This is a genomic window from Ruegeria sp. BHSB058 (assembly GCF_059613285.1).
In genome coordinates, this window is the sequence record NZ_JBXWSF010000014.1 from 1 (window position 1) to 12361 (window position 12361).

General features: G+C 57.5%; 10 protein-coding genes. 3 read left to right on the forward strand and 7 right to left on the reverse strand.

Features of this window, described 5'->3' with window-relative positions:
• Positions 1-611: CDP-alcohol phosphatidyltransferase family protein (locus AC2FNB_RS05630; RefSeq protein WP_496744989.1), on the forward strand; the 611-nt coding region annotated here is incomplete at its 5' end.
• A gap of 39 nt (positions 612-650) precedes the next feature.
• Here the strand turns inward: AC2FNB_RS05630 and AC2FNB_RS05635 are convergent.
• The gene (locus tag AC2FNB_RS05635; RefSeq protein ID WP_496744991.1) at positions 651-1118 is read right to left on the reverse strand and encodes a hypothetical protein; all 468 of its coding nucleotides are present in this window, start codon (positions 1116-1118) and stop codon (positions 651-653) included.
• Positions 1119-1194: 76 nt separating this feature from the next.
• Positions 1195-1650 carry a methylated-DNA--[protein]-cysteine S-methyltransferase gene (locus AC2FNB_RS05640; RefSeq protein WP_496744993.1) on the reverse strand — a complete coding sequence of 152 codons (456 nt, stop codon included), beginning with the start codon at positions 1648-1650 and terminating at the stop codon, positions 1195-1197.
• 150 nt (positions 1651-1800) lie between these two features.
• On the opposite strand from AC2FNB_RS05640, the gene AC2FNB_RS05645 reads away from it, so the two are divergent.
• Positions 1801-2967, forward strand: a complete 1167-nt coding sequence (locus AC2FNB_RS05645; RefSeq protein WP_496744995.1) for an adenylate/guanylate cyclase domain-containing protein — start codon at positions 1801-1803, stop codon at positions 2965-2967.
• Between the two features lie 47 nt (positions 2968-3014).
• Here the strand turns inward: AC2FNB_RS05645 and ileS are convergent, their stop codons facing one another.
• From ileS to AC2FNB_RS05670, 5 genes are all read right to left on the reverse strand, one after another.
• On the reverse strand, positions 3015-5954 hold the full coding sequence (ileS, locus tag AC2FNB_RS05650) for an isoleucine--tRNA ligase (protein ID WP_496744996.1): 2940 nt from the start codon (positions 5952-5954) through the stop codon (positions 3015-3017).
• Positions 5955-6117: 163 nt separating this feature from the next.
• The gene (locus tag AC2FNB_RS05655; RefSeq protein WP_496744998.1) at positions 6118-8862 is read right to left on the reverse strand and encodes a DUF2339 domain-containing protein; all 2745 of its coding nucleotides are present in this window, start codon (positions 8860-8862) and stop codon (positions 6118-6120) included.
• 110 nt (positions 8863-8972) lie between these two features.
• Positions 8973-9461, reverse strand: coding sequence for a DUF2269 family protein (locus AC2FNB_RS05660; RefSeq protein WP_496745000.1), 489 nt, complete (start codon positions 9459-9461; stop codon positions 8973-8975).
• Positions 9458-10774, reverse strand: coding sequence for an SDR family oxidoreductase (locus AC2FNB_RS05665; RefSeq protein ID WP_496745002.1), 1317 nt, complete (start codon positions 10772-10774; stop codon positions 9458-9460). The genes AC2FNB_RS05660 and AC2FNB_RS05665 overlap by 4 nt, the downstream gene beginning before the upstream one ends.
• A 91-nt stretch (positions 10775-10865) precedes the next feature.
• Positions 10866-11576: a VIT1/CCC1 transporter family protein gene (locus AC2FNB_RS05670; RefSeq protein ID WP_480748029.1), complete on the reverse strand. Its 711-nt coding sequence runs from the start codon at positions 11574-11576 to the stop codon at positions 10866-10868.
• Positions 11577-11787: 211 nt separating this feature from the next.
• Between AC2FNB_RS05670 and AC2FNB_RS05675 the strand changes: the two genes are divergently transcribed.
• Entirely contained in the window at positions 11788-12351 is a 564-nt protein-coding gene (locus tag AC2FNB_RS05675) for a LysE family translocator (RefSeq protein ID WP_496745067.1), read from the forward strand.
• The last annotated feature ends 10 nt before the right edge of the window (positions 12352-12361 follow it).

Below are 12361 nucleotides of genomic sequence, written 5' to 3' on the forward strand. Positions count from 1 at the left end.
GTTTGATGTACCTTTGGCTGGTGGTGTCGTTCATCGTGGACGGCATGGACGGACCACTTGCCCGCCACTATCACGTCAAGAAGTACGCCCCGGAATTCGACGGTGTATTGCTGGATCTTATCATCGACTACCTCACCTACGTGTTCATTCCCGCCTTTGCGCTTTTCCAGTCCGGCCTTATGGACGGGTGGACCGGCTGGTTTGCCATCATAGTGATCACATTTGCCAGCGCGATGTACTTCGCGGACACAAGGATGAAGACAAAGGATAATTCCTTCTCCGGTTTCCCAGGCTGCTGGAACATGGTGGTGATCGTGATCTTTGCACTGGAACCGAATTTTTATGTCAGTCTGGCCTTGGTAACCCTACTGTCTATCGCGATGTTTCTACCGCTAAAATTCATTCACCCGGTGCGAACTGCCCGGTGGCGCAACGTGTCATTGCCGATGGCCTTTGCCTGGACCTTCTTCGCCGGTTGGGCTGCCTGGGTGGATTTCGACCCGCAAAGCTGGGCACATTGGGGGCTTGTTCTAACCAGCCTATACTTGCTAGGCGCAGGAATCGCCCAGCAAATCATCCCTCAGAGAAATGCTGTGGAGCTTCACGACTAAGGTGCGCAAAGATATTCCTTGGCAAGGCGTCAAGTGGTTTCAGAGGACGTCTTCGACTTCGTATTCCTGACCATTGTGAGTAAAAACCTCGCCCGCCTGAAGACCGGCCATCGCCAGATATATCGGGCTCTGCGTTGAGATGCCCATATAGGTTTCGCCTTCGACATCGAAACGGGTCGTCGAAACCGACACCACGAAATTGCGGTTGTCGAATTTCACGACCGCACCCGGCGCGACGGTATCCGTCAATCCGAAATCGGTGTTTTCCAGTGCGTCAATCTTTGCGTGATGCGCATGAACCGGGGCGTCAAAGGCTGCAGCCAAATCGGCGTTTCCGCGCGAGGCCGCGATATCATCCTTGTCGTGCCCTTCCCGGTCATCCAGTTGAGACTCCTTCATGAACGCATCGTGATGTGCTTTGGCTGTGGCGAGTTCTTCTGCTTCCAGCGACATGAGGCGATCGATAATTGCCTTCTTTTTGGTGGCGCGATCTTGGGCGACTGTCATTGAATGGGTCCTTGAGTTCCGGTCGTCAAATAAAAGTGTGCTGCAAACCGGCGGAATGCAACAGCTTTTGCATAATTCAGATCAGCAAACCGGCGGCACTCTCATGACGCAGCAGCGCAACCTTGGTTTCGACGCCGCCAGCCCCCGAAAACCCTCCTAGCCCAGTTGCCGACAAAACACGGTGACAAGGTATGATAACCGGAATTGGATTGCCGCCGCAGGCCTGCCCCACAGCTTGCGCCGGATGACCCAGTTCCTCGGCGATATCGCCATAGGTTCTGGTCTCACCGAATGGGATCGAAAACATTGCATCGCAGACGCGCTTCTGGAACTCTGATCCATTCACCCGAAGCGGCAGGTCGAAACGGGTCAGCTTTCCGTCGTCATAGGCACGGAGTTGAGCCGCGGCCTCCATCAATAGAGAGGAATCCGGAGCCTCCTCTTCATTCGCCCACCGAAGGCGCACGATGACGCCATTCTGCTCCTCGACCGAGAGACGGCCAAATTTGGTATCGACGCAGATCTTTGGCATGCGGCGAAGCTTACAGAAGGCGCGACTGTCTGCAACCGATATGCGTGTTGCTCTGGGATTCCGTTGTTAAATCTGGCGAATTCATCGCCCGATTGCCTCATCGTCGCTTTCCGAGCATGATGAGTGGCTAAACGGGGCGGGGCAAAAGTCATGGTGGACACGGCCAAAATTCACTCGGTGTGCAACTGGCTGATCTCTGGAGCACAACCACCAAAAAGCTTCGAGACCGTAGTCAAGGAATGCGCGCACCGCTTAAACGAGGCCGGTATCGGGCTTGATGCGCTCATCATCAACGGACTGTTCATTCATCCGCGCATCCGAGGCATGCAGACCCGATGGACCAGCAAGGGGGGAGTTCGGCGAGTAACTTTTCTGCACGAGTACTTTGACACGGTTGATTTCAAAAAGACCCCGATTGATGGCAGCATCACCACACAACGCTCCATACGATTACGCTTGGCAGACTCCACGAATGCGTCGGCTAAATTCGAGGATTACATACGAAACTACCAAAATGCGGGATACACTGACGTTCTGGTGCTTCCTCTTATCAACTTCGATGGAACCGTAAGCGGCTGCGTCGAGTTTGCGACCCAATCTCATGGCGGGTTCAAGGATGAACAACTTATGGCACTGCGGCGGGTTCAGTCATGCCTGGCGCGAACGAAAGAAATTTTCACTGAACGTCTGGACAAACAGATCACCCTTGCAACTTATTTGGGGGAGGCCACCAGCCAGAAAGTTCTGAGCGGCAAGATCGTTCGCGGCGAGGGTGAGACTATCTCTGCCGTGGTTCTGTTTGCAGACATCAAGGGATATACCCAGCTTTCAAATAGTATGGGGTCAGAGGACGTTCTTCAGCTCCTGAACCATTTCTTTGCGGTCATCGACGATTCGGTCACCCGCAACAACGGCGAAATCCTCAAATTCCTGGGCGACGGGGCTCTCGTGATTTTCCCCACGCCGGACGACCTGACCGCTCAAGAGGCGGCGGCGGACGGTGCATTGCAGGCCATTGCTCATGCGCGAAAAACGATGGCCCATGGACTTGCAACCCCCGCCCCTGAGTTTCGAGCGGCCCTGCATGTCGGGGACATTTTCTATGGCAATATCGGCAGCAAAACCCGGTTGGATTTCACCGCCATCGGCCCGACAATCAATCTTTGCTCGCGCATGCTGCACGAGGCCTCGCGACAGGATGCAAGAACGATATGTTCGAAACAGTTCATGGACATATCGGCCGTCGAAGCCGGCAACCCCGTATCTTGCGAGGTCGCCGGCTTTGACACAACAATCGAGTTTTTCATTCTCGAATGAACAAGACCCCCTCGCCACCCAGGCGAAGGGATCCCTTCAGGTTTGGCTCATCCCAATGCGTCATCACAACGACCACAAACACCCGCATAGGTGTGGCGGCCAACGTCTGGCAGGATTTTCCAGCAACGCTGGCATTTCTCGCCTTCGGCTTTTTCGAAAACGACACCGACACCCGAAACTTCGGGCAAACGGAACGCTTCGGCAGGCGCCGGGTCGCCGGTCACAGAAAGGCCCGAAGTGATGCACAGATCGTCCATATCGAATTCAGCCATCAAACCGCGTACATCCGCATCTTCGATGTGCACCACAGGCGCAGCTTCGAGGCTGGAGCCGATTACCTTGTCCCGGCGCTGAATCTCAAGGGCTGCAGTGACCACGCGGCGAACGCGGCGAATGGTGGCAAAGTTCGCCTCGATTTCTTGGTCTCTCCAGTTGGCCGGAGTTTCCGGAATATCGACCAGATGAACCGAGCTGTTCTCGCCCGGGAACCGTTCCAGCCAGACCTCCTCCATAGTGAACACAAGAATTGGCGCGAGCCACGTCGTCAAACGATGGAACAGGATGTCCAAGACCGTACGCGCGGCGCGGCGCCGCGGACTGTCGCCATCACAATACAAAGCGTCCTTCCGGATGTCGAAATAGAAGGCTGACAGATCAACGGTGGCAAAGTTGAAAACGGCACTGAACACACCCTGGAAATCGAACTCGGAATAACCCTTGCGCACCTGAGCATCCAGATCGGCCAAGCGGCTGAGAACCCAACGCTCAAGTCGTGGCATTTCTGAAGGGTTTGCCACGCGATCGGCTTCGGTGAAATCCGCCAGCGATCCAAGGATGAAACGCATCGTGTTGCGCAAACGACGATAACTGTCGGCCACCCCTTTCAGGATTTCAGGTCCAATCCGCTGGTCTGCGGTGTAATCGGTCTGAGCCACCCAAAGGCGCAGGATATCCGCGCCATACTGTTTTACGACCTCATCGGGCACGATGGTGTTACCGAGTGATTTGGACATCTTGTTGCCCTTCTCGTCCAGCGTAAACCCATGCGTCACCACGTTGCGGTAAGGTGCGCGCCCTATGGTACCGCAGGCCTGCAACATCGATGAATGGAACCAACCGCGGTGCTGGTCGGTGCCTTCCATGTAGACGTCGGCGATGCCGTCCTCGGTCCCATCTTCGCGGTCGCGCAGAACAAAGGCGTGGGTCGAGCCCGAGTCGAACCAAACGTCAAGCACGTCAAAGACCTGATCGTAATCGTCAGGGTTGGCGATGCCGTTGAGGATCTTTTCCTTGAACCCATCCGTGTACCAGATATCCGCGCCATCCTTTTCAAACGCCGCCTTGATGCGAGCGTTGAGGTCTTCGTTGCGCAGCAGGTAATCCGCGTCAGTCGGCAAGGCGCCCTTCTTAGTGAAGCAAGTCAACGGCACACCCCAGGCACGCTGCCGGGACAGAACCCAGTCCGGGCGCGCTTCGATCATGGAATACAGACGATTGCGGCCGGTCTGCGGTGTCCACTTTACCAGCTCGTCAATCGAGCGCAGGGCGCGCTCACGAATACTGTCGCCCATCTCGCCCATACCGTCATCGAGCTTGCGATCGACCGAAGCAAACCATTGCGGCGTGTTGCGATAGATGATCGGAGCCTTAGAGCGCCACGAATGCGGATAGCTGTGCTTGATCTTGCCACGTGCCAGTAACCCGCCGACCTCAACCAGCTTGTCTATGACCGCCTTGTTCGCATCACCCTCACCGCCCTTGCGGGACAGGATGTATTTTCCACCAAAGAACGGCAGATCCGCGCGGAACGAGCCATCGTCCATCACGTTATAGGTGATGACTTTCTCCAGCCAAGTTCCACCGTGTGGATGCTCACCTAGATCACGATATAGCTCAAATTCCTCCATACCGTGGGACGGCGCACAGTGGACGAAACCGGTGCCTTCGGTATCGGTCACGAACTCAGCGGCGCGGAAGTCGCGGAGGTCGTCCCATTCGCCATTGCCGCCCTCGGCCCCGGCCAGCGGGTGGGTCAGTTGTACATCTTCCAGTTCATCGGCAGTCACATCGCGGACGCGTGTCCACTGGTCGTCGTTCAGACGGGCGCGGCCTAGCACGTCGGCGGCCAGATTATCTGCCAACAGGAACTTGTCGCCAACAGCAGTCCAGCATTCCTCCGGCGCGCCGGTGACTTCGTAGAGGCCATACGAGATGTCCTTGCCGTATACGACAGCCTTGTTCGACGGCATGGTCCAAGGGGTCGTTGTCCAGATCACCACGAACGCGTCATTCAGATCACCCGCGTTCACGACCTTGAACTTCACCCAAACTGTAAAGCTTTCCTTGTCGTGATACTCGACCTCGGCCTCGGCCAGCGCTGTCTTCTCGATAGGCGACCACATCACGGGTTTCGAGCCCTGATACAGCGTGCCGTTCATCAGGAATTTCATGAATTCGTCGGCAATCACGGCCTCGGCATGGAAGTCCATGGTGATGTAGGGATCAGGCCAGTTGCCGGTGATGCCCAGACGCTTGAACTCTTCACGCTGGATGTCGATCCAACCTTCGGCGAACTTGCGGCATTCCTGACGGAAGTCGACGATGTTCACCTCGTCCTTGTTCTTGCCCTTCTTGCGGTACTGTTCTTCGATCTTCCATTCGATCGGCAGGCCGTGGCAGTCCCAGCCGGGTACGTAACGCGCATCAAAGCCCATCATCTGATGGGAGCGCACGATCATGTCCTTGATCGTCTTGTTCAGCGCGTGGCCGATATGCAAGTGGCCGTTCGCGTACGGAGGGCCGTCATGCAGTGTGAACGGTTTGCGGCCCTGCTTTTCGCGCAGGCGGTCATAAACTCCGATCTGCTCCCACCGGGCCAGCCACTCAGGCTCGCGCTTGGGCAGGCCCGCGCGCATCGGGAATTCGGTCCTGGGCAGGTTAAGCGTATCTTTGTAGTCAGGTGTTTCAGTGGTCGTGTCGGCGCACATGGGTGGCGTCCTTCGGCTTGTCTTTTGCGGATAACGGCGATCGTGCGGTGCGAGGTCTCAAACACCTTGTCCCGGCGTCTCGATTGCTCAGAGCGCCGGGGAAATAATTCGAATAATGATGGCCAGCCGGTCAAACATGCCCGGGCTTATAGGACGGTGCCGCCTATTGGTCCAGAGGTTCCGATGCCTGCGGCGAATGGCGCAGCATGGCCCAGCGGTTGAGCCACGCAAGACCGGCCAAGGCAAGACCCAGCGCCAGCAACGAAAACACTCGGATCAGGCCTCCAAGTCCCGCAATGTCGATCAGGAAAACCTTGGCGATGGCCAGACCGATCACGGCCAGGCCCGCCTTGCGCATGATCGCGGAATTCCGCGCCAGCGACTGATAGAACAATACTGCACCTATCACCAGCAACGTGATGGTATAGGTGTATAGCTCGGGCTGGGTCACGCCGGTTTCGTGATACATCCCCGCCGCGCCCTGCCACAAGTGCCGGATCGCCAAACCCAGCCACAAGGCTGCAAGCGCCAGCGCCGCAACTCCGGACGCCCGCCGCAGCAACGGAGGCATGGATTTGATCCGCCAGGCCGAAAAGCCGATGACCAATGCCGGGAGCAGGTAAGAAACCACCAGCGTGTTCGCGACTGGCGGGCCAATCACCGGCATAGCATGGCTGGTCAACAGTGGATTTCCATCGGTCAATGCCGCTACCAGAGCTACACCGCCAAGAATACCGAATACGGCTGCCAGGCCCGTTCGTATCATAGCAAGCCTACCGCCAAGCTCCATCCTTTGCACCTGTGCAAAGGCCAGACCCAGCCAGATCACCGAGAGCAGACCAAGCCCCCAATGGCTTTCATCCGCACGGCCCGCGATGCGTTCCAGCCACCGCATAAGAAGGATCGACAAAAACAAACCACTCGTCGACCACGCGGCACTGTCCAGCATCAGCCTGGCCAACGGACGCGAGAGCGGTCGCAGCAAGTAGAGGGATAGAACCAAAGCAGCCAGGGTGCCTCCATACGCAAGCACCACCTCGGGCAGCGGCGCCCTGTCCGACCAGTCCAGACCGGGATCGACAACCAACCGATAGCCAAGCGTGACGACACCGACCGCGATGAACCAACTCATCGGTTGTAAGGTGAACTTGCGATCCAGCGCCGCCGCCGCAACAACAGTGACGGCCAATGCAACCGTCAAGGCAGCCGAACTCAACACGATGACACAGGCAAAGGTAAGGCAGGATAGTGCGGACAACGTGGCCAGCGCGGCGCGCATCCTGTCCTCTCCGTCTCGACGAGCGAAACGCTCGGCGAATACTACCATGAGGGTGCCCAAGACCAGCGCGTGCAGTGCCCATGGATACGCCCCGATCACCTCGGCCGGCTGCCACGCAACCTCCAACACGATCGCCATCGTCGGAGCGAAAATCGCCGCCGCTCCGGCCCAGATGACCGCCATTTGCCCACCCCGGAATGACCGCCACGCCGACAGAACCGAAATCAGTGCACTGATCACGACCAAGAAGGTAACCACCCATGGGAAATCCGCTTCGGGTGTTTCGGTGTAGGTTTCGAAAAACCGCCGGTAAGCTGCGCCAAAGTCAAATCCCTGGCCCCAAACTACCCACAACAGACCGGTTGTTGGAAACAGCACCGTGTCCTGCAATGCGCGGGCACCGCTCGCCCATACGATCAAAGCCACCGCCAAACCAGATAGTATCAAGACGGCAAGCCAGAACTCGGTCTCTGATCCACCCCAACGCAACGCGATGAATGCAGTGCTGACAACCACTGAGGCAAAGGCAAGCCGCGTCGGGAATTCCGGCCAGGGATCGCCCTTTTTGCGACGTACAGACACCAAAACCATGCTGCCGGGATGATCCGGGGTCAGACGGCGGACCGGAACAACGATGGCAGCCAGCGCAATCAAGGTAGAATAGACCATCAGCGCCGCGTCGGTTGACGGCGACGAAAGCGAAACCAACCAAGCAGAAGCATAGGCCCCGACAAGCGCGAGAACCGAAATCCACGCCCAACGTCGGACGGTATCGATTCCCAATCCCAGAACGGTCACGACAAAGAAATAGACGTAAAGCCACGACGGATCCTCGGACGACCCGCCTACCAAAAACGGAGCGGCGAAAGCACCTATCAACCCCACCGCCGCCAACAGCGGCCCATGAAACCACCCCAGCACAAGTCCCATGAGTGCGATGGTCACCATCGCGGACAGTGCAGCCTCGGGTCCGATCAAGTCATAAAGCTGGCGCGCGGCCAGAATGCCCCCAAACAGCGTGACCAGCCCCGACCCAGAAAAGACCGAAGGCAGGTATGCGGTGCTTGAGGACGCATCATCACCAAACCGGCGGCGCACAACCTCGCCCGAAATGATCAGAACTGAGCCAAACCCCAAGGCTGCGATGATTCGCGCCGCTGGCGGCAGCAAACCGTTCTCCACGCCGTACTGAACCAGAAAAATCCCCGCCAAGGTCAGCGAAAGGGCAGACACCGCATAGAACCAATTCTCACGCAACCACTTGCCCAACGCATCGAATTTGTCCTGCCGGAACACCACAGCACGAGGCGGTGTAGCAGGGGACTTGGGGTGCGTCAGGGTGGCAGCTTCTGTTGCATCTGGTTCTGTCACCGCATGACGCGACCAGGGCGCGGGGCTGACATTTTTTTCCTTTTCCACCGATTCGGCATCGCGCGAAGCTTCTTGAGCAACTGGGTCGGTTCGCTTTTCAGGCGGCTTCACGCGCTCGAAAGGTCGACTGAGTTGCGCGATTTGTTGTTCAAGGTCTTCCACGCGCTTTCGCAGGCGCGACAGACCGACCAACAGAATGACAATAGTCACCGGAATGGCCAAGACGATCAACGCAACAAGTACAAGCAGCGATTCCACGGCGACCCTCCGAAGTGTTTTGTGGAAAGCCTATCCGCCAGTGCTGCTGTCACATAGTGCGGAATACCTGACGAAATCCAAACGTTGCCGCACGCCCACATTGGCATGTGTCAAAAAACCGGTACCGAAATCTCGGGCCGCGCCAGCATCAGCCAGACAATTGCCAGAACGGCTAGAAAGGCCGGAAACCCACATGCAAACCAGGTGCGGAATAACCGGTGATATCTCTGTGGAAGGGCTTGCTGCTCAGCCACCGCTCCCCGCGCCATGTCGCGCAATTGCACCTGAATCCAAACGACGGGCAGCCAGAACGCGCCGGTCACGACGTACAATACGAGGGCCAGCAGTAGCCAACCTTCGATCAAGCTCCATCCCAAACGCCAAGCCAGCAGCATGCCGGTGACCGGCTGCAAAATGACAGCCGTCGTGGTAAAGACAAGATCCGCCAGCACCACCACCCCTGCGGTATGGGCAATGATCTTCGGATCGTCGCTGCGATGTGCCATCAGCATGAAAAACGCGATCCCGGCACCGGTTCCGAGAAGGACACAGGCACCGATCACGTGCAGCCATCGCAGGATCAGATCGGGATCTGTCATCTGCTCTCCAAAAGCTGGTGGGCCAGAAGGGAAAGGAACATGGCCGGCAATATCTTGACCAGTGGCCCCAATGGGTCGACCCATAATTCCGGGGTCACCACGGACGCCGCAACCAGATAAAACGCTGCAACCGCAACCTGTACAAGACAGGCCCATGCAGCCCAGGACCTCCACAGGATCGCCAGTCCCAAGCCGATATCAACCAGCGACCAGAATACCACGCTGACCTTTGCCATCCAGTGTGACCAGTCCGCCGAGATGAGCACCGCACTTGCCTCGTTCAAGCCGATTAGACCGAACACCCCAGACAACACCCAGAACAAGCTGAGCACCGCCACGACGAGCGGCATGAGCAATGACATCCGCGCGGCAAGCCTGTGTTCCCGGGCGCATTCCAGTCCGGCATAAATCTCTGGCAGAGCGACCAAATGGCGCCCGCTGGCCTGCCGGTACGTGGCGGCATTCCCCTCGACTCCGGTTTCCATGACCAAAAGCGCCGTGGTTCGAAGCGGAGACCTCCATCCCAACACCCCCAACCCATCTGCGATCCGTCCGACAAGCCGTGTAATTGCAATTGGAACATTCAAAGAGAACAAAGCAGGTCGAAACCCCAGCCATTCACGGGTCTGCCGTACGAGCTCTGCCAGCGACTGCGCCTGATCTTCGACCAACTCATACTCTCCATGCGGCAACTCGCCAGAGACAGCTTCAAGGACCACACGGCACAAATCCTCCATCCCCAACGATTGCACCGGTGTCGTGGGTTGGGCCAATGGCTGGAAAAATGGCACGGCGGCCAGCATCCGCAGCAGCCCCGTACCGCCAAAAGCAGTTTGCCCAATCACCAGCCCCGGCTTCAGCACCCAGAGCGGCGCACCACTACGGCGCAACGCGGCATCACCTTCTGCCTTGGTTCGCATGAAAGCGGTGTCGGACGTCGCTTCAGCCCCAATAGCGGATATTTGTACAATTGCTATCCCACTCTTGACACAAACTTTGCCAAGTGCGGCAACCGCCTGATGATGGACCGCGGCAAGATCATCCTGAGAGCCGTCCTGCAATGCGCCAGCGCAATTCACGACAATGTCGACATCATTCAGGGCAAGCGACCAGTTTTCAGGCTCCGTCATTTGACGCAAGTCACCATCAATGATGCTGCATCCGGACAAGACCCTATCAGCCAATCGCACCGATCTGACCATTCCGCGAACAGCATATCCACTCTGGACCAGCGCACGGACAACCGATGCGCCAATGAAACCGTATGCTCCCAGGACCAAAACCGTCTTGGTATCAGCATGCTGCATGGTCATGGCATCCTTGGCAACGCATCAATGTGGCAACTCTACCTGTCCGAGGTGCACGCGCCAGTGGCAGACACGCTTCTGCGACAAACTATCGTGACTAGGTCTGAAAAAGGGTTCCAACGAAATAGGCGATCCCCGCCGCCACTCCACCGATGAGAAGTGTCTCACCGCCCGAGTGCCACCAAGGGGCCAGCGACCAGCGGCTCTTCAATGCGCCTATCGTAAAGAATACACCCATCGTCATCCAAGCCGACAATGCAAAGGCGTGATCCAGCCCGAACAGGAACGGCAACAGCGGCACCATTCCAGCGACGAGAAAAGCCATGAAGGTTGCGATGGCCGCCTTCAAGGGATGCGGATCGATAGTTCCCAACCCATACTCGCCCTCCAGCATCAGGCTGATCCAGCTTTCCTGATCCGCAGTTACGGCGCCTGTTGCTTCTTCCAAAACCGGACCTGACAGGCCCTTCTGAGCCAGAATCGCACGCACTTCGCGGCGCTCGCCGTCAGGGTAGAGTTCGATATGGCGCTCTTCGATCGCCCGGATGCGGCGGATGTTGTCCAACTCGGCTTTTGTGCCTGAATAATTGCCTGCCGCCATCGAAAATCCGTCAGCGAGCACATTGGCAAGGCCAAGTGCTACGATTACGAACGGCGACAAGCCCGCGCCCGCGACACCGGCGACGATGGCGAATGTCGTCACCGAACCGTCTATGCCGCCATAGACGATATCTCGCAACACGCCACGCCCGGGCGGAGCGCTTATCCGTTCGGCGATTTCTTCGTGGCTGTGACCGTGATCCGGCATTGTTTACCCTCTGCTTGTTTCTAATCTTGGACGATGCGACGGGCGGCGGCCTTGCGTCAGATCAAGCCTTTCCGCGACTCCTCTCTTGGCGGTTCGACGTCGGATCACTTACATAGACCGAAACGAAACTGGTGGACTCGATGGAAATCGCAATTTCCTTGGGAACTTTCTTAATGGTGAACGTTCTGGCGTGGATTACACCGGCCCAAACATGTTCGCGGTCATGAGCGCCTCCCTGACACACGGTCGCAAACACGGTGTCATGACCGGGTTTGGCATGGCCAGCGCCGCCTTTCTTTGGGCCTTGTCCGCAGTTCTGGGCGTAGCGCTTGTGTTCGAACAGTTCCCCAAGGCGGTTGTCGCACTCAAACTGGCAGGCGCCGCCTATCTGGTCTGGCTGGGGGTCAAGTCGCTGAACTCGGCCTTCGGAAACACCGGCTCGAAGACAGCGCCTCAAATCCAAGCACGCAGACTTTCTCGATCATTTCGAACCGGGTTCATTGTCAGCATAACAAATCCAAAGGCCGCACTTTTCTACGGTGCCATCATGACCGCGGTTATTCCAGCGTCATCACCTAACTGGTTTCTCGGCGGTATCGTCGTACTTTGCGGATTGCTTGCGGCGGCGTTGCACGCGGTGACCGCGACGGTCTTTTCGACCGAGACCGCCATCGCCGCATTCCGAAATGCAAAACGGTGGATTTCGGGAGCCTTGGGTCTCATGTTCATCGGGTTTGGTGGAGCGCTCGCCTTTGCTGCCTTGCGGCGCTCATAGGCAAGGAAAT

What these genes read in the sequence shown, in the direction of transcription:
- AC2FNB_RS05675 (WP_496745067.1), top strand. Translation starts at nt 11,788, where the DNA reads ATGTTCGCGGTCATGAGCGCCTCCCTGACACACGGTCGCAAACACGGT.
- AC2FNB_RS05635 (WP_496744991.1), bottom strand. Translation starts at nt 1,118, where the DNA reads ATGACAGTCGCCCAAGATCGCGCCACCAAAAAGAAGGCAATTATCGAT.
- AC2FNB_RS05665 (WP_496745002.1), bottom strand. Translation starts at nt 10,774, where the DNA reads ATGACCATGCAGCATGCTGATACCAAGACGGTTTTGGTCCTGGGAGCA.
- ileS (WP_496744996.1), bottom strand. Translation starts at nt 5,954, where the DNA reads ATGTGCGCCGACACGACCACTGAAACACCTGACTACAAAGATACGCTT.
- AC2FNB_RS05670 (WP_480748029.1), bottom strand. Translation starts at nt 11,576, where the DNA reads ATGCCGGATCACGGTCACAGCCACGAAGAAATCGCCGAACGGATAAGC.
- AC2FNB_RS05660 (WP_496745000.1), bottom strand. Translation starts at nt 9,461, where the DNA reads ATGACAGATCCCGATCTGATCCTGCGATGGCTGCACGTGATCGGTGCC.
- AC2FNB_RS05640 (WP_496744993.1), bottom strand. Translation starts at nt 1,650, where the DNA reads ATGCCAAAGATCTGCGTCGATACCAAATTTGGCCGTCTCTCGGTCGAG.
- AC2FNB_RS05645 (WP_496744995.1), top strand. Translation starts at nt 1,801, where the DNA reads ATGGTGGACACGGCCAAAATTCACTCGGTGTGCAACTGGCTGATCTCT.